Genomic DNA, 18251 nt, shown 5'->3' with positions numbered 1-18251 from the left:
TTATAAAAGGCAAAAATATAAATCGACTCAAAACAGGGAATTCGCATACGCGAATAATGTTTTTTGTCGATTTATATTTTTGCTTTTTAAATTACTTAGTTGACTACACTTGTAATTTGCTAAAGACAACGCAAACAGGCTGAAAATCTTGAAAGGGTTGCTTATCTGTAAAGACATGGCGGGGAAAGGGCAACCATGAATGGGATAAATTGATAAAAGAGTTGTTTTTGACCTTGACGCCACCTAAAAAAGGAATATTTTGGGGAAAAAGACAAGCTAAAAAACAACGCTTAGCACGATTTTTTGAAAAAAGCGTTGTCGAGAATGTCAGGCATTATTTTGTTTGTATTAACGGTTACTTATCTTTTTTTGTTTGCAATAATCAAGCGGAATCTTTTGTGAATCGTGGGTTTTGAGCGCGTCAGCAGGAGGCATTGGTAGTTTCAATGCCCCTGCTGTTACGCAGCTCAATGAGCGAAAACGCCCATGATGCGCAAAAGATTCCGCTTGATTATTGCAATTAAAAAACATTGTAACAGATAAAAAAACAACTGAAATTTTTGCATATTTTTCAAAAAATCGGAAATCCTATAAGAAAGTCACAAGTGGATGACTTTGGAAAGGATGATTTTATTTGGGCAAGAAGAAATTTTTTGCAGCGGCTTTTGCGGCATTCGTTCTGTGGGCTATTGTGATTTTGCAGACTGTATTAACCAGATGGTATGTTTCGCAGACTGCTTTTGAACAGGCATTTGCAAAAAGTGACATTATGAAAGCATCAACTCAGGAGGCGGCTGCTGATACAAGAAATATAAATAGTGACAATCGTGTGATGGAAGGTGTGGTAAATGGCAGGCTGAATGCATCGGAGCAGCAAACAATGGCGGACAAACTTTTTCGTCAGTTTGGCGGTGGAGAAGTAATGAACAGCAATTCCGATAGCAGTTCGGATTACTATGTCGCATACGGCTATACAAGCGGATTTGAAAGTTCCAAAAAGGTAAATGGCAGACGCATAAATATGATGGCTGCATTTTCCTATGATGAAAAAGAAGATGTTACAAAAGTTGTGTTTGGAACACCACTCATTAACAGTGATTTTTGATTTTGTGGGAATGTTTATTTTCCTGCCGCATACAATAAAAGAAAAAGGCGTGTGCGTATGCTCAATAAACTTTGGGGATTTATGATTCTCATTGGGATTTTGTTTGCGGCGGCAACCGGCAAAATCGGAGAAATCGGAACAGCAGCACTGGATTCGTCAAAAGAAGCAGTGACTTTATGTATTACGATGCTTGGCATCATGTCCATGTGGACAGGACTTATGAATATTGCAAAAAAGGCAGGAATTATCGATGCGCTTACAAAAGCACTTCGACCGGTTCTTGCCTTTTTATTTCCGGGCGTGCCAAAAGAGCATAAGGCAAATGAATATATGGCCGCCAATATGATTAGTAATGTTCTTGGACTTGGATGGGCGGCTACGCCGGTTGGCTTAAAGGCAATGGAAGAATTGAAAAAATTAAATCATGGAAGCCACATTGCCAGTGCGGATATGTGTACTTTTTTGATTATCAATATTTCTTCTCTGCAATTGATTCCGGTTAATATTATAGCGTATCGAAGCCAGTATGGTTCTGCCTCGCCTGCTTCCATTCTTGGCATGGGGCTGGTGGCTACAATTGTGTCGACGGCAGCCGGTGTTATTTTTTCTGTAATAGCAAGAAAAGTATCAAAGAAAAAGGGGGAGCGGTAAATGGAAGTCCTTTATTATATTTCAGATTGCATGATACCATTCGTGATTCTCTATCTTGTCGGCTATGGCATGTGCAAAAAAGTGGATATTTTTGATTCGTTTATTGAGGGAGCCAAAGATGGATTTTTGACGGTCTATAAAATTCTGCCGACGTTAATTGGTTTGATGATTGGTGTAGGAATTTTGCGGCAGTCCGGTTTTATGGAGTGGCTCGCCGGTATATTTGCACCGGTTGTAAATATCCTTCATTTCCCGGGCGAACTGCTTCCACTTTTTATCGTGAAAATGTTCTCATCCTCGGCGGCAACCGGTCTTTTGCTTGATATATATAAAACATATGGGACCGATTCGTATCTTGGTACATTAGCGTCAGTTCTTATGAGTTGTTCGGAAACCATTTTCTATACCATGAGCGTTTATTTTATGACGGCGCGCGTGACCAAAACGCGTTATACACTTACCGGTGCATTGGTGGCAACTTTTGCCGGGGCGATGGTGGCGGTTTTGCTGGTGGGAATGTCGTAAAAAAATTCCTTACTTTTGCAACATTTTCCAGTTATCATTCGTTATATAAGTACAAGGTACATGATTAATGGACGTGTAAATGAAAGTAAGGAGAGTGATTTTATGAAAATGAAAAAGATTTTGGTGTCGATGTTTTTGCTGTTTTTTGCATTGTGCTTGAAAGCAAATGTTTCAAATGCAGCGGAGATTTCTGCGATGGAGCGGTTGGATTACTGGGATGTTTCTAAGGAATATACGATTACCAATCAGGATGCAACCTATCACGCATATTTATCGAAAGATAAAAAAGAGAGCTGGATTTTTACGGTGGATTTATTGGACAAAAAGAAAATGCTAGATATCATAATTCCTCAAAAAATTGAAAATGCGCCGGTTGTGAGATTGGGATATAGTGCAGATTTATATCAGGGGGAAGAAGCTGCGTGGCCACAAAACTTATTTGGTGTGACAATGTTTGATTATTGTGATGCCGACAGCCGACCGACTTTGGAAATACTTAATGTTAAATCCGTTGTGATGCCTGATACAATTCGCGAGATGGGATCTTGTACTTTTGGTGCAATGGGAAACTTAAAATATATTCATTTGTCAGACAAACTTACAAGTTTGAAAAATGGAACATTTTTCGGAAGCAAAGATATTAAGAAAATTGATTTTCCGGCAAAATTTAGAGTGGAGGCTGCGAATGTTTTTGGCTACTGTGATGGGCTGCCGGGGCTTGCACATGAAACTAAATATTTAAAAAATGACACACTTACATTTTCTGGCAATATGGTTATCAATCAAACCGAAAAAACTTTGATTCAGGTAATGCCGGATACAAAGAAAATTACAATACCAAAGAGCGTGAAATGGATTGAGCCGACGGCGTTAAAAAACACCAGCCTAAAAACGGTAAAAGTGTCGAAGAAAAACAAGTATTTTGCGGTTCATAAAAGATGTTTGTATCGGAAGGCAGAAAAAGAACTTGTTTATGTGTTTGGCAAGGGAAGCACGTTGACATTGTCGAAAAAAATAAAACAGATTAGTGAAGACGTGGTTGTAACCAAAGCTAAACTGAAAAAGCTAATCATTTCGCATAAAGTAAAACGGTATAACAATTGGAAAAAGCCATTTGTTAAAAATAATAAAAAGATAAAGATTTATTACCGTGGGAAAAGAGTGAAGTAGGGAGGTTTTGCTTATGAGAAAAGAAATTTTGCTGGCGTGTGCGTGTGTACTTTGTTTATCAGCATGTGGGACTGGCACAAAGGAACAGTCAAAAAATCCGCAGAAGGCGTTGGAGGTAGGAGCAGAAACAACGCCAAAAAGTGTTGAAGCAACGAGCAGTCCTATGGTACAAAAAATAAAAAACACAAGCGGGAAAAGGGAAAATCCAAAAGATTTGAAACAAATAAAATTATCCGTTGAGCGCTGGGATACGAAGCAAAAAGATTTTTCTATTCAGGCAGTCAGATTTGGCACTGGCAGTGGCTGTGTTTCGGAATTTGGCCAGAATTGGGAGTTTATTTCTTATAAAGAAAATCTCAAAACGGTCCAAAAGAAAAATCCGTCGTATTTTGTGGGATTAACTGATTATCTGGATGAAAATCACAAAAAATATAAGGCGGCGCATTATTTTAAGAATAACAATTCTTATGTCCTTTATGAAAGAAGTGAGAAAGGGAAGAAACATAAGTATTTGTGTCTGGAAAACCAAATGCTTACTTTGGAGTATCCGAAATATATGAATGAGAATCAAAAGTATATTTCTTTTCCTTATCCGTCATGTAAGAGTCTTTCTGATTTTAAAATTGAAGAGTCTTGGGAGAAAAATGAAGACTTTTACGAAAAGGAATTTTGGCAGTTATATTCATATGCGGATTTAAAAGTATTTTATCAGAATTTTGAAAAAGGTACTGCCGAATGTTCTGATAAAACGCAGACTATTCTTGTGAAAGCAATGGAACACGATTATGATAATAAAACAAGTGATGCAAGTGTTTTGCTTGATTTTAAAAATCATAATTTTATTGTGAAGAACCCGCAGGGTAAAAAGATTTTTGATAAAAATGACGTATGGAAAGCGTATGAAAAGCAGTATACAAGTGCCGGAAAATTTGGCAGTAAAGAGTTTTTCTATAATAAAAGCAGTGTGAATATTTTATGTGTGGAAAAAGGAAAAAGAACGGTATGCATTGAGAATCAGGATGAGAGAGATACCCTGTTTGAGGATTTGGGCTGGAACTGTGTAGGAACAAGTATGGATATGAAAGTTTCGCCAAAATCAAATTCTAAAAATATATATTTAGATGTCACGCTCCATATGGAGGAGGATGGCAAGTGGGATAATCATGCGGTGCTTAAACTTGACAAAGATGGAAAATTTGTGGAATGTAAATAAAGGTTGACAATTCCGATTTTCAAATGTATACTATGACAAGATAAAAGGTTTACATTTGAAAAACGGAGGATGAAAGTTTGAAAAAAAGAAATTTTAGACAACCAAGAAACAAAGGACATAGCAAATAAACCACCTAAACAGCTGGTTTAAAAAGTAAATATAGACGCAACACCTAATCAGGTAACAGGACCCACATCATCCTTGATAATGTAGCCTCGTTGTTTGATCAGATTAAGTGCCTGTGAAATGGTCAGAACTTTTTCTTTATTCACAGGACGTGATTCAAGAAAACCTTCCGGTGTATAAGGCTTTAAATCTGTAAGTATGTGCCAGATAGCGGTCAGGATCATACGACAGATGGCAATGATAGCTTTCTTGTGACCACGGCGTGCTTTTATACGACGATATCGTGTGGTAAATTCAGGATGTTTCTTCGATTTGATTAAAGCATTTGCAATTTGCACCAAAACTGGTTTAAAATAAGAACCAGCACGGGAAATCCTAGTGGACTTGATCTTGCGACTGCTCTGGTCGTTACGGGGACAGCATCCTGCCCATGAAACGAGGTTTTTGGCAGTGGGGAAGACAGACATATCCGCCCCGATTTCAGAAAGCACCTGGATAGCAGTCAATGGATTTTTATCGAATCCTGGTATGGTTCGAATAAGATCAAGGACACTTTCGTACTTTTGGCTGAGACGAAAGATTTCCCGTTCTATTTCTGCTTTGTGCATTTCTAATTCATCGATGTGTTTAAGGCACTGTCTAAGTTTTACAGCCTGTTCGTGAGAGATGGCACCATCAACAGCAGCCTGTATTTCCTCGATAGGAGTTTTGCATCTGCTATCCACAAAAGGTGCTACATCAAAAACTTCCCCCGGGTGTTGTAAGATCTGTTCCGTAATGGAACGAGATGATTTGCCAAATATATCAGAAAAGACATCATCCAATTTTAAGTTTGATACAGTAAGACAGTTATGAGCACGGTTCTTCTCACCGGTAATCATACAAGTGAGTTTGAAACGGTATCTTACTAAATCTCTTAATTGACGGATGTCAGCAGGTGGAATAAAGGAAGGTTTTACCATTCCACACATATATAGATCACAGATCCACTTGGCATCCTTGCAATCCGTCTTGTTGCCTTTTTGAGGCTTGGTATATTTGGGGTGAGAAAGAGTAACAAAGATGTTATTTTTCTCTAAGACATTAAAAACAGGGATCCAATACTTACCGGTAGATTCCATACAAACATCAATACAATTGTATTTAGCAAGCCAAAGACACAATTCCTGCAATCCTTTGGTAAAGGAAGAGAAGCGGGCTTGTTTATACTCTGTACGTTTAAAGGAATCCGTAATGCCGATACAGGCATAGATCCAGGTTTTGTGGACATCAAGTCCGCAGCAGTTATTTTTAAGAATTTTAAACGACAATAAAAGTACCTCCTGATGATTTATAGTTATAAGATTGACAGTGACTGGTCATCCGGCAAAATCGAGTCGACTTTGGAAGAGATAAGTTTACGGGCTACTGTTATGCGCCATTCATTGATGCCTTAACGGATGACCGACAACATATAACAATACGAGGTCGCCGCTATACAGCCCCGCCACTCACCTCCACGTGTTCTGTAGTGTGTCAGTCTTATAAAAGAATTATATCAAATATCAAGAGGAAGGGAAAATAGAAACGAGCGTAGCGAGAGAAACTAATATTTTCATGATTCTATTGGTGACTTTCGCGAAGCAGAAAGGCGGATTATAACAATGAAAGAAAAAAACTTTTTTAACCTGAAAGATATGGTGTTAATGGCGTTATTTGCAGCGCTTACCTGTGTACTTGCACCGCTTGCTGTGCCGATTGGTCCGGTGCCGATTTCGCTGACAAACTTAGTGATTTACTTTAGTTTATATGTACTTGGCTGGCAGCGGGCAACCATCACATATATTGTATACCTGCTGCTTGGTCTGGTTGGACTTCCGGTATTCTCCGGATTTGAAGGCGGGGTTGGTAAAGTTGCCGGTCCTACTGGCGGTTACTTAATTGGATTTATTTTCATGGCAATTGTATGTGGTCTTTTGATGCAGGTTAAGAAGGATAAGAAGATTGTAAATATTGTTTTCTGCGTTGTCGGAATGCTTATTGGTACCGCGATTGCATATGCATTTGGTACGATGTGGTTCTGCTATTCGACAGGAACAGGACTTGGCGCAGCAATGGCGCTTTGTGTAATTCCATTTATTCCGGGCGATTTGATTAAAATTGCGATTGCAGCAGTTGTTGCACCGACAGTTGCAAACCAGATAAAACGAATTTAAGAAATAAGAAAAGATTCAAAATAAAAAGGAGCAGCTCTCCATGTAACACCGTGTTTACACGTAAGAGACATGGATAACTGCTCCTTTTGTTTTATTCGTTATGCAGGAAACATTAATCAAAGTAATCAATTTTCATTGCATGTTTTACTTCGCTCAAAGTACCCGCGGCAACTTCTTTTGCCTTAATACTTCCTTTGTGCAAAATTTCCATAACGGCTGGAATATCTTTTTCAAGCTCTTTTCTTCTTGCCTGAATTGGAGAAAGTTCCTCCATAATAACAGAGTACAAAAATTTCTTAACCTTCACGTCACCCAGACCTCCACGAGTGTAGTGGTCTTTCAATTCTTGTAAACAACTGTAATCCGGCAGGTATTCTGCAAACAATTCATCCTTGCAGAAAGCATCCAAATAAGTAAATACCGTGTTCCCTTCCAATTTTCCCGGATCTTCAATGCGGATGTGGTCCGGATCGGTGTACATACTCATGATTTTTTTGCGGATATCTTCCGGCTCATCGGACAGATAAATACAGTTGCCAAGGGATTTGCTCATTTTTGCCTTGCCGTCGGTACCCGGCAGACGGCTGCAAATTTCATTTTCCGGCAAAAGTGCTTTCGGCTCAACCAAAACCTCATCGTAAGTAGTGTTAAAACTGCGGACAATTTCACGTGCCTGCTCAAGCATTGGCAGCTGATCTTCGCCAACCGGTACGGTCGTTGCTTTAAAGGCGGTGATGTCAGCGGCCTGGCTGATTGGGTAAGTAAAGAAACCAACCGGAATACTTGCATTAAAGCCACGCATCTGAATTTCTGATTTGACCGTAGGATTTCGTTTCAATCTTGAAACTGTAACTAAGTTGCTGTAATAAAAAGTAAGTTCTGTAAGTTCGGAGACATACGACTGAACGAAGAGGTTCGATTTCTCCGGGTCAAGTCCACAGGACAAATAATCCAGAGCAACTTCCGAAATGTTTTTACGAACTTTTTCCGGGTTATCTGCATTATCCGTTAAAGCCTGTGCATCTGCAATCATAATGTAAATATCATCATATTCGCCGGAATTCTGTAATTCTACACGGCGTTTCAAGGAGCCTACATAGTGACCGACGTGAAGTTTGCCGGTAGGACGGTCTCCTGTCAAAATAGTCTTCTTCATTTCTTCCTCCAATCCGGAGCCTTGCGTTTTATCAAATCTCCGTTGCAATTTTCATAAGAACAATTTTAATAGGTATTGTATCAAAAGTCAATGTCGGGATAGAAACAGTTTTGGGGGAAGTGTTCGTTGGTACTTTTTGTTTTCCGTAATTTCGTAGAAAAGCTTTGCGTCTCGTGGTTCTACGTTCCACTCCGGTCCGCGCAGGTCAGAGGTTCCCCGAACCTCTTGCGCCGCTTCCGCTTAACAAACGCGTAAGGGTATAATTTTTCAATTCACCAAATAATTGAGAGCAGCTTTTGTAAAATAGACCTGCGGTTCCAATGCAACTCTTTTCCCTTGATTTGTCCCATAGGGATGCATTTATCAAGTTTCATCTGGAGAAATTAGATGATAAAACAACTCTTTCTGTTAATTTTCGCCTTTTAGGTTGCAATTTCTTCATAAATTTTCTTGATTAGCTTTGAATGCGACGCAAAAATGCAACCCTACAGAGTATTTTAAGCAAAAAGCGTTGTTTTGAAAACACAAGAAGCTGCTCTCAACTAGCTGGTTAGTGGTTAGCGTCAAGTGCTCGTATCTTTTTAGTTTCCAGTAAATGAGCAAGAATAGTTTGTGAAGAGTGGGTACAAACACGTGGGTATCAGGCATGTGTTGTTTACATGCCGATACCCTTACGCGTTTGTTTAGCGAAAGCGCCCACTCTTCGCAAACTATTCTTGCTTATTTACGGAAACTCAAAAAACTTCAACCAACATTTGACACAGCCCCCAATCTAAAATATAATTTTCATATTGAGTAAGTAGGGGTGCGGTAAAAGGATTTTAATATAGCAAAGCAGCAAAGAAAGGAAAAGCAGGATGAAAAAAGCAGGCAGATTAGCAGCGGCAGTGTTCGCGGCTATGTTACTGGTAACCGGTTGTGGTGCTCCGGCGGAGAAAAAAGCCGTGGAGACAACACCGGAACAAAGTTCAAAAATTGAACAGAAAGAAGAGGCAAAAAATTTGAAGGACGCATTTAAAAAGGATTTTAAAGTTGGGGTTGCAATTAATCCGTATCAGTTGAAGGACGAGGAAACAAAGAAAATCATTCTTGAAAATTTCAACAGTATTACGATGGAAAATGGCATGAAGCCGGAGGCAATTTTAGACCAGCGGGCGTCGGAAAACAGCAAAGACGGCATGCCGGCGATTAATGAGGAAAATTTGGCGGAGTGTCTTTCACTGGCAAAAGACAACGGGCTTGTGCTTCGCGGTCACTGCCTTGTCTGGCACAATCAGACGCCGGAATGGTTTTTCTGTGAAAAATACGATGCAGGAAATGCCAAAGTGAATAAAGAAACGATGAAAAAAAGAATGGAAAGTTACATCAAAAAAGTTCTGAGTTTCTGCCAGGAAAAATATCCGGGCGTTGTCTATGCGTGGGATGTGGTAAATGAAGCGTGTGACGACGGCGGCGGATACCGCACTTCCAGTTTGTGGTATGAAATTTACGGCGATGAATCATACATTGAGGATGCGTTTACATTTGCTAGAAAATACGCAGATAAAGATGTGAAATTATTTTATAATGACTACAATGAGTATATGCCAAGCAAAGTAAGTACCATTGCAGAACTTGTGAAAAAATTGTATGATAAGAAATTGATTGACGGTGTGGGATTCCAGAGTCACTGGGATATGAATTATCCGGATACCGGCATGATTTCTGACGCGATGCAAAAGTACAGTGAGATTGGTGACTTGGAGATTCAATTTACCGAAGTGGATATGCATAATACCGATGATTCGGAGGAAGGTTTGAAGAAACTGGCAGACCGTTATAAAGAATTTTTTGAGATGATTGTGAAAGCGGACCGCGAAGGAAAGGCGAATGTGACGAGCGTTACATTCTGGGGGCTTTCGGATGATGTAACGTGGCTGACATCCTTTAAAGGCGAAGACAGTTACCCGCTTTTGTTCGATGAAAGTCACAAGAAAAAGGCGTGCTACGACAGTGTGTTAGCAGTCGGAAACGAAAAGTAATACGCATAATGAAACAAGCATATAGTGTAAAAAATGACTGGGAGGCAGTGATTATGTCGGACTATATGCGGAAAGTGTTTTATGTGAGAAAACGGGAAGAAAATCCGGATTGCTCTGTGACAGCCGGTTATGTAAAAGCAGAGCGGAGAAAACAGGTATTAACGCTGACGATTTTTTTGGACATACAGGATTTACCGGAGGAATGTCCGGTATGTGCCGTTTACTGCACAGGCAGAGAGTGGCAGTGTTTCTCCTGCGGATGGGTCACTTTTGACAAAAACGGAACTACCGTCTGTAACTTGTTTTTGCCGGACGATGAGACAATTGCCCACGCGGATGCTGTGGTAGGAATCGGAATTGGCAGAAATGGCGCTTACTGGGCAGGACAATTGCCGTGCTTTTATGAATGTCAGGCAGGGGAGCAGTGCAGGCGCATGACTGCACTTAGAAAATGCGGCGGTGCGATGTGCGGCTGCCAGTGTTAGAGGAAACTTTGCCGGGATCAGGAGGAATCACGATGACAAGCGATGAGTCGTTTATGAAACAGGCAGTGAAACAGGCGGAAAAGGCGTATGACAAACTGGAAACGCCGATTGGCTGTGTGATTGTGCATGAGGATAAAATCATTGCCAGAGGATATAATAAAAGAAATATAAAGAAAAATACGCTTGCTCATGCGGAAATTCTAGCCATTAATAAAGCGAGTAAGGTGCTTGGCGACTGGCGGCTTGAAGACTGTACGATGTATGTTACATTAGAGCCGTGTCCGATGTGTGCCGGAGCGATTGTGCAGGCACGGATTCCACGCGTGGTGATTGGCAGCATGAATCCAAAAGCCGGATGTGCAGGTTCCGTTTTGAATCTTTTGCAGCAGGATGGATTGAACCATCAGGTGGAGATAACAAAAGGTGTACTTGCGGAGGAATGCAGTGGATTGATGACGAGTTTTTTCAGAGAACTGCGAAAAAAGAAAAAAGCGTAATGGTATTTGACATACCGTGAAAAAACAGATATAATTGTTGTGATATTGTTTATAACGGATTTGTTTCCCCTATTGGGAGGCAGACCGTTTCAAATTTCCGTGCAGCCGGGGAGATAGCGGTGCCCTGTACCTGCAATCCGCTATAGCAGGGGTGTTGTCCCATCGAGGGTCTTTTGACGGAGAGCTGCCCAAAGTAAGTGGCGTTGACACTTGGGTCTTGCGCAACAGGAACTTGTGAACCGTGTCAGGTCAGGAATGAAGCAGCACTAAGCAATCCTTCCTGTGTGACGCGAGGGTGCCTGAGCCTAGCTAACTGCTTTGGTAACGTCTTCTGATTTTGATTCGACATGGGATGCACGGATTTTATATTATGCAGCTTTTTTGCGAGGAGTTGTTACATATGGCAGAGAGTTTGGTCTTGAATGGAAACAGTTCCATTACAAAAGGAACGGTTATATTTGAAAAGGGACAGCCGTTGCAGTCGACGGCATTAATACTTAAGGGACGAGTGATTGTACAGGGCGAGGGCGTCCGGATGACAATCGGCTCAGGAAATTTTTTGGGAATGTGCGATGTTTGGAAAAAGGAACATTCCTTTACTTATGTTGCACTTGATGATTTGGTTTTGTTTGGGTTGCCGATGGAAAATGAAAAGCAGGCAGCTCTTTTGCTGGAGCAGAAGCCACAGTACCGGGGACTTTTAGTGACTTCGCTGAATTTCTTTTATCATGATGTGTTCCGTGTGTTTGGAAAATTGAAAACTGAGACAGAGAAGGTGGCTGAGTTTGTGCATCAGACCTATTCACGTTATCAAAAACTTGCGGAAGGTGCGGGTCTGACGGCAGAAAAAATTGCGGCGATGGAACGTCTTTTAAACCAGCGGATGGAGAATTATTCGTTGTCGGAAAAAATCACGTATTTTATTCAGTGCAGTAAAATTCCAATTGAAGCACAGAAAAATTATTATGGCGCCAGTGCTTATGTGGCGCAGAAACAGTTTGAGGAACAGTGTGCGGTGCTTCCACAGTTAGTAGCGGGATGCCGTTACTACAGCGATTGGCTGACACGGTATTTCCGTATTATGATTACGGATGAAAAAAATCTGTTTTCGCTGGTAGGGCGTATGGCACTCGGCGTAAGACGCTCCGGACAAAATGACAGCGAATTAAGCGTTATGCTTGACCATATTTTGGAGCAGATTAATAATACTGAAACTTTGTTATTGGAGTACGCCGGTGTAAATCTTCATCTTGACAGACAGCGCATGGAAGAAACCTATTTTGCGTTGTTGTCAGACGATACCGGAAGCTTAGATGCGTTTGACCAGGAAGATTTAAAAGTGTTAGACCATTCGGTACAGCAGATTCTCGATTACGCAGAAGTTTCTGATGAGACGGCTGAAAAATTTGCATCGGCTGTTGAAGCATTTTTGGCGTGTGTGGACAAGTTTGCAAGAACGCCGGAAGCAACGGCGCTTCGCAAAGAATTAGTGAAATATTTCTTTGAAATCTATGAGCGTGCCTGCAAAAAAAGTTTTCAGGATGCAAAACCGCCGCTTGCAGTGAAATTATTTTTACGATATGGCTATGTCAGCGAAGAACTTTTGACGGAGGAAGAACTCCGCACTCTTTTGACACTGCCGGATTCGAGAGAAGAAGAAACTACCTGCCGCGTTTATACAATGAGCGAGTGGCTGCGTGAAATTTATGAGGGAAGAAAAAATCCATCAAAAGATGAGTTTGATACGGATTATGAAGAGACAATTCGCAAGCAAGTGCATGAGAAAAAACTGACAAAAACCGAGGGCGATGATGCGTTTCACGACGCGGCCAAACGCCTTCATTTTGAAGTGGAAAATCTGCTTAGTTATGCCGACCGTATTCTGAGTGGAAATATTTCTACATTTGTACCGGTTATGTGTTCAGAGGGCATTTATACAAAATTGGAAAGTGCAGTAGTAACGTCTGCTATTATTAATAAAATTGTAAACCGCGTGGAAAAAATTGATTATTCCATTTTCTACCGCGAGCGTATGGTGGCATATGAAGAAGTTGGACTTAATCGTTTTACCGTGACGGGGCGTTACACGCCGGAATTTATCATATTCCCGGTATATGGGCGCAAAGGTTTGATGTGGCAGGATATTGAAGGACGTAAAAAAGAGACACACGGAAGAATTCTTCTGCCATCATTTATGGAGCAGAATTTAGAGGCAGAGCTTTTGAAAATGCTTGCTTATTTCCGTTGGGAAAAATGCCGTACGGAAATGGGAGCGCAGTGGAACAATTACCGCTATCCATCGCTTACCGCAGAGTATACGGATTATTTGCAGTTCTTCAAAAAGAACAATGACTTATCACCGGAAAAACGTGAAAAAGTAAAGGCGCAGCTTACACAGTGCGGAAACCGTCACAAGGATGTGTTTGCAAAAGATTATGCAGACTGGGTGCTGCGTGAGGCGACCGGCGCCATGAAACTGAATCGTGTGGCGCGTGAAATTCTATTTACCTATTGTCCGCTGGCTCCGCAGATTGCGGAGGGGCTGCTTGCACAGAATGCGTATCGGGATGCGGCACGCCGTTATATGATTGAAAAAGGAAAACGGGAAAAAGAGATTAATCAGGTACTGCACCGCTTTGAAAAAGCAGGTATGGATTTGCCGGAAGAAGTAGAGCAGACCAGACGTTTTGTGTTAGATTTACAAGGAGCATAAAAATGAGTAGAAAACGAGAGAATGTGCGTCAGTGCAAGGTAATACGCCAGTTGATTGATGACAATAAATACACAAAAGCACTCGAACTAATTGATGCGATTCCTTTAGAAGAAGTTGGTTCATTAGATGATTTGTATCGTTATGCCGAATTGTATGAGAAGGCAGAGCGGATGGATAAAAAGAAAGAAATTTTTTATCATATTTACCACCGTACCCATTCCCGTTATATGTTAAATCGTCTGCTGCGTTTGACAATTCGCATGGGGGACATGGAAGAAGCGAGAGAACTGTATTTTGCCTATGAAGTGGCAGGTCCGATTACGTTAGATACTTTTGAACTCCGTTATCTTTTAGCAAAAGCAGAGGGAGAGCCGCCGGAGCGTCTGATTCAGATTCTGGAGGAATTAAAGAAGGAAGAATATACCGAAGAGTGGGGCTTTCGACTTGCTTGTTTGTATGAAAAGACCGGGCAGATTGACAAATGTATTCAGGAATGTAAAGATTTGAAACTTTGGTTTGGCGAGGGTAAAATTGTGGACCGGGCAATGCAGTTATTGGAGCATTGTGAAAACCCGGCGGTTGCAGAACCGGAGGAACTGGAAGAGACGATTGAAAAGGAAATGCCGGAGCGAAGAGAAGAATATGAGTCTTCGGAAACCGAAGAAATAGAAGAAGAGCCGCAGGAAAATGAAGATGTGGATGAGGCTTCGGAGTCTTATGGGGAAATTGTGCGGGAACCGGAGACTGAATCGGAGGAGGAAGAGGAAGTCTTGGATCCGGAGGCTCCTTTAATAGAATCTGTGGGTGAAGTTAAAGTTGTGGCAAAACGAAAAAAAGAAAAGCCACTTCAAAAACCGGAAAATGTAGAAGAACTGCTTGAGGAAAAAGAAGAAGATATTTCCGACCATGGAATTTTATACCGCACGCTGAAAAGTGCGATGAACCACGTCCGTTATGGAGATAAGATGCCTCATTTTGTATTTGCTGGCGGCGAGGAGCGCATTGTGCTTGCGGTCGCAAAGCGCGTGGCGAAAGAACTGAACAAAGTAGGCTATGTTTCCGTGCGGAGCATTGTGAAAATTACGGCTGAAAAATTAAATCAGATTGATTTGTCGGAACAGGCAGGTAAAATTGCCGGTGGCTGTATGCTAGTCACAGATGCGTCCGAACTGACGAGAGAATCCGTAGAAAAACTAAAGACAGTGATGGAGCAGGAGGACGAAAAAGTCGTTGTCATGTTAGCCGGACCATTTGATGAGATGGACTGCTTTTTAGACATCTATCCGGATTTGGCAGAAAAGCTCGTATATAAAGTGCGTATGTGAGGAGGCACCGTTATGGACGAAGTCCATAATTAAAATCGGCGCCGACGACGTGCCGCCGAGCGGAGGCGAGGGGGCGAAACATTTGAGGAGGCACCGTTATGGACGAAAAACAAGTATGGAAACCGGGCAACATGCTTTACCCGGTGCCGGCGGTGATGGTGAGCTGCGGCAATAAAAATGGAGAGAAAAATATTATTACGATTGCGTGGGCGGGCACAATCTGCTCCGACCCTGCGATGGTGTCGATTTCGGTGCGCCCGGAGAGATATTCCTATTCGATGATTCGGGAGACCGGTGAGTTTGTAATAAATCTTACGACAAAGGAACTTACTTATGCGACCGACTGGTGCGGTGTGAAGTCCGGACGGGATGTGGATAAGTTCAAAGAGATGAACTTGACGGCAATGCCCGGTGAAAAACTTACCTATGCACCGGTTATTGCCGAAAGCCCGGTGAATTTAGAGTGCCGTGTGCAGAAAGAGATTCCGCTTGGCAGCCACAATATGTTTTTGGCAAAAATAGAAGATGTCATGATTAGTGAGAAATACATGAACGAAAACGGAAAATTTGAACTCAATCAGACCGGACTTGTGACATATTCCCATGGCGAGTATTTTGTCCTTGGTGAGAAAATTGGGAAATTTGGCTATTCCGTAAAAAAATGATTTTCTGTTTTACAAATGTCAAAAGTGTGTTATACTAGTAAAATAAAATGTTTCAATCAGTGGAGGTTGCGATGAAACAGTACATTATAAAAGGTGGAACGCCACTTTCAGGGGAAGTTACCATTGGCGGTGCGAAAAATGCAGCGCTGGGTATTATCGTGGCGGCTATTATGGCGGATGAGCCAGTTACAATTGATAATTTACCGGACGTTGATGACGTCCGGGTTTTGCTGGATGCAATAGAAAGTATAGGTGCGATTGTGGAGCGTATAGATTCTCATACGGTCCGTATTAATGGTGCCTGTATTAATGATGTAAGTATTGATGAGGATGCAATTCGTAAAATTCGCGGTTCTTACTATTTAGTAGGAGCTTTGCTTGGAAAATATAAAAAAGCTTTAGTTGCGCTGCCGGGAGGATGCCAGATTGGTAGCCGCCCGATTGACCAGCATATTAAGGGCTTTGAGCAGCTTGGTGCTAAGGTAAGTATCCACCATGGTAAAATTGACGCTCAGGCGGAAAATCTTGTTGGTACGCATATTTACCTTGATTGTCCGAGTGTCGGTGCGACCATTAATATTATGATGGCGGCATGTATGGCAGAAGGAAAGACAATTATTGAGAATCCGGCGAAAGAACCACATATCGTTGATGTGGCAAACTTCTTAAATAGTATGGGAGCAAACATCAAAGGTGCCGGAACCGATGCTATCCGAATCCGTGGGGTAGAAGCATTGCACGGAGCGGAGTATTCGATTATTCCGGATCAAATTGAAGCCGGAACATATATGCTTGCCGTAGCGGCAACCGGCGGTGATGTGATGATTAAAAACGTCATTCCGAAGCATTTGGAAGCAATTACCGCAAAATTAGTTGAGATTGGTGCAATTGTTGAAGAGTTTGATGACTGTGTTCGTGTCTGTGCTGACCATCGTTTGTCTTATGCAAATGTTAAGACGATGCCGTATCCGGGATTCCCGACGGATATGCAGCCACAGATTACAACGCTGCTTGCTCTGTCTGAGGGAACCAGTATTGTCACAGAGACAATTTTTGAGACGCGGTTTAAGTATATCAGCGAACTGCGCCGTATGGGAGCGAATATTTCCGTAGAGGGAAATGCCGCTTTTGTAACCGGTGTGGAAGGATTTACCGGAGCGCGTGTGAGTGCACCGGATTTGCGTGCGGGTGCAGCACTTGTGATGGCAGGACTTGTTGCAGAAGGATATACTTATGTGGACGATATTCAATATATTGAGCGTGGGTATGAAAATTTTGCAGAAAAAATCCGTGGGCTTGGCGGTCACATGGAAAAAATAGATGCGGAAGATGAACGTGCCGTAAGGAAATTTAAAATGAAAGTTTCATAAGAAAGACGATAGAAGAGGGAACGCCGAGGGTATCCGGCGTTTTCTGCTATTATCCGATGAGTGAGAAAGGAGAATCATAAGTGAACGATAAAGTACAAGAGATTCTGAATGAGGTTGGTAAAGTAATTCGTGGTAAGGACGAAGCAATTGAGCTCGTGATGACAGCGATGTTAGCCAAGGGACATATTCTCGTAGAGGATGTTCCGGGGGTTGGTAAAACAACACTGGCGGTTGCTTTTTCCCGTGCGATGGAGTTGACAGAGCGCCGTCTGCAGTTTACACCGGACGTACTTCCGAGTGATGTAGTCGGTTTTAATATGATTGGTGCCGATGGTGAGTTTCAGTACAAGCCGGGTGCGATTTTGTGTAACCTTCTGCTTGCGGATGAGATTAACCGTACCTCAACGAAAACACAGTCTGCTCTTTTGGAGGTCATGGAAGAGGGGCAGGTAACGGTCGATGGTGTGACACGCCAGCTGCCAAATCCGTTTATCGTAGTGGCAACACAGAACCCGGTTGGTTCTGCCGGAACACAGATGCTGCCGGAATCCCAGCTTGACCGTTTTATGATTCGTATTTCGATGGGATATCCGACGATGGAAGAAGAAGTTCGTCTGATTAAAGAGCGTCAGGACATTAACCCACTTGATTTTATCCAGGAAATTATTTCAAAACGGGAACTGCTTGAGATGCAGGATCAGGTAAAACAGATTTATGTCGATGATAAAGTGCTTACTTATTTATCGAAAATTGTGGATGCAACGAGAAATCATTCCATGATTACGCTCGGCGTGAGTCCGCGTGGAACGCTTGCCCTTATGGATATGTCAAAGGCGCATGCGTTCGTTCAGGGACGTACCTTCGTTTTGCCGGAGGATATCAAACGTGTTTCCAAAGCGGTGCTTGCCCACCGCCTTTTGTTAAACGGTAAGGCGCGTATGAGCCACACGACAGAAGAAGATGTCGTTGAGGAAATTGTAGGGAAGATTCAAGTCCCTAAATTATAAGTAACAAGTGATACGATTCGGAAGGAG

The 18251-nt window shown here is 41.9% G+C and carries 16 protein-coding genes and 1 other RNA gene; 15 read left to right on the top strand and 2 right to left on the bottom strand.

Annotated features, from left to right (window positions below; all coding sequences use genetic code 11):
• The first annotated feature begins 634 nt into the window (after positions 1-634).
• The 5 genes from DW005_RS05515 (at position 635) to DW005_RS05495 (ending at position 4664) form a co-directional block, all read left to right on the top strand.
• The gene (locus tag DW005_RS05515) at positions 635-1105 is read left to right on the top strand and encodes a YwmB family TATA-box binding protein (RefSeq protein ID WP_117478498.1); all 471 of its coding nucleotides are present in this window, start codon (positions 635-637) and stop codon (positions 1103-1105) included.
• 57 nt (positions 1106-1162) lie between these two features.
• The gene (locus tag DW005_RS05510; RefSeq protein ID WP_022376533.1) at positions 1163-1756 is read left to right on the top strand and encodes a nucleoside recognition domain-containing protein; all 594 of its coding nucleotides are present in this window, start codon (positions 1163-1165) and stop codon (positions 1754-1756) included.
• The gene (locus DW005_RS05505) at positions 1757-2281 is read left to right on the top strand and encodes a nucleoside recognition domain-containing protein (protein WP_022376532.1); all 525 of its coding nucleotides are present in this window, start codon (positions 1757-1759) and stop codon (positions 2279-2281) included. It begins immediately after the preceding gene.
• A 102-nt stretch (positions 2282-2383) separates the two neighbouring features.
• Positions 2384-3451: a leucine-rich repeat domain-containing protein gene (locus tag DW005_RS05500; RefSeq protein WP_181974955.1), complete on the top strand. Its 1068-nt coding sequence runs from the start codon at positions 2384-2386 to the stop codon at positions 3449-3451.
• 13 nt (positions 3452-3464) lie between these two features.
• Positions 3465-4664, top strand: coding sequence for a hypothetical protein (locus DW005_RS05495; RefSeq protein WP_117478496.1), 1200 nt, complete (start codon positions 3465-3467; stop codon positions 4662-4664).
• 176 nt (positions 4665-4840) lie between these two features.
• Here DW005_RS05495 and DW005_RS05490 read toward each other — a convergent pair whose 3' ends face one another.
• Positions 4841-6100, bottom strand: a complete 1260-nt coding sequence (locus tag DW005_RS05490) for an IS110 family transposase (protein ID WP_117478495.1) — start codon at positions 6098-6100, stop codon at positions 4841-4843.
• A gap of 333 nt (positions 6101-6433) precedes the next feature.
• On the opposite strand from DW005_RS05490, the gene DW005_RS05485 reads away from it, so the two are divergent.
• On the top strand, positions 6434-6985 hold the full coding sequence (locus DW005_RS05485; RefSeq protein ID WP_022377393.1) for a biotin transporter BioY: 552 nt from the start codon (positions 6434-6436) through the stop codon (positions 6983-6985).
• Positions 6986-7097: 112 nt separating this feature from the next.
• On the opposite strand, the gene trpS is transcribed toward DW005_RS05485, so the two are convergent.
• The gene (trpS, locus tag DW005_RS05480) at positions 7098-8141 is read right to left on the bottom strand and encodes a tryptophan--tRNA ligase (RefSeq protein ID WP_117478494.1); all 1044 of its coding nucleotides are present in this window, start codon (positions 8139-8141) and stop codon (positions 7098-7100) included.
• Between the two features lie 857 nt (positions 8142-8998).
• Here trpS and DW005_RS05475 point away from each other — a divergent pair.
• The 9 genes from DW005_RS05475 to DW005_RS05435 all read left to right on the top strand — a co-directional run bounded on the left by DW005_RS05475 (position 8999) and on the right by DW005_RS05435 (position 18224).
• On the top strand, positions 8999-10162 hold the full coding sequence (locus DW005_RS05475; protein ID WP_117478493.1) for an endo-1,4-beta-xylanase: 1164 nt from the start codon (positions 8999-9001) through the stop codon (positions 10160-10162).
• A gap of 53 nt (positions 10163-10215) precedes the next feature.
• Entirely contained in the window at positions 10216-10647 is a 432-nt protein-coding gene (locus DW005_RS05470; protein WP_117478492.1) for a hypothetical protein, read from the top strand.
• A 32-nt stretch (positions 10648-10679) separates the two neighbouring features.
• On the top strand, positions 10680-11144 hold the full coding sequence (gene tadA, locus DW005_RS05465; protein WP_117478491.1) for a tRNA adenosine(34) deaminase TadA: 465 nt from the start codon (positions 10680-10682) through the stop codon (positions 11142-11144).
• A 97-nt stretch (positions 11145-11241) separates the two neighbouring features.
• An RNA gene (gene ffs / locus DW005_RS05460) (signal recognition particle sRNA large type) lies at positions 11242-11504 on the top strand.
• 40 nt (positions 11505-11544) lie between these two features.
• Positions 11545-13857 carry a hypothetical protein gene (locus DW005_RS05455; RefSeq protein WP_147324418.1) on the top strand — a complete coding sequence of 771 codons (2313 nt, stop codon included), beginning with the start codon at positions 11545-11547 and terminating at the stop codon, positions 13855-13857.
• 2 nt (positions 13858-13859) lie between these two features.
• Positions 13860-15182 carry a hypothetical protein gene (locus DW005_RS05450; protein ID WP_117478489.1) on the top strand — a complete coding sequence of 441 codons (1323 nt, stop codon included), beginning with the start codon at positions 13860-13862 and terminating at the stop codon, positions 15180-15182.
• A gap of 98 nt (positions 15183-15280) precedes the next feature.
• Positions 15281-15847 (top strand): flavin reductase family protein, encoded by a 567-nt coding sequence (locus DW005_RS05445; RefSeq protein ID WP_117478488.1) that lies wholly within the window; start codon positions 15281-15283, stop codon positions 15845-15847.
• A 71-nt stretch (positions 15848-15918) separates the two neighbouring features.
• Positions 15919-17217, top strand: coding sequence for a UDP-N-acetylglucosamine 1-carboxyvinyltransferase (locus DW005_RS05440; protein WP_117478487.1), 1299 nt, complete (start codon positions 15919-15921; stop codon positions 17215-17217).
• An 80-nt stretch (positions 17218-17297) separates the two neighbouring features.
• Positions 17298-18224 carry a MoxR family ATPase gene (locus DW005_RS05435; RefSeq protein WP_022376975.1) on the top strand — a complete coding sequence of 309 codons (927 nt, stop codon included), beginning with the start codon at positions 17298-17300 and terminating at the stop codon, positions 18222-18224.
• Positions 18225-18251 lie beyond the last annotated feature (27 nt).

This window comes from Clostridium sp. AF36-4, from assembly GCF_003435975.1.
In the GTDB taxonomy this organism is placed as follows: Bacteria; Bacillota; Clostridia; order Lachnospirales; family Lachnospiraceae; genus Eubacterium_F.
The sequence above is the reverse complement of the archived record's forward strand: the minus strand, read 5'-3'. Positions and strand labels throughout refer to the sequence as shown.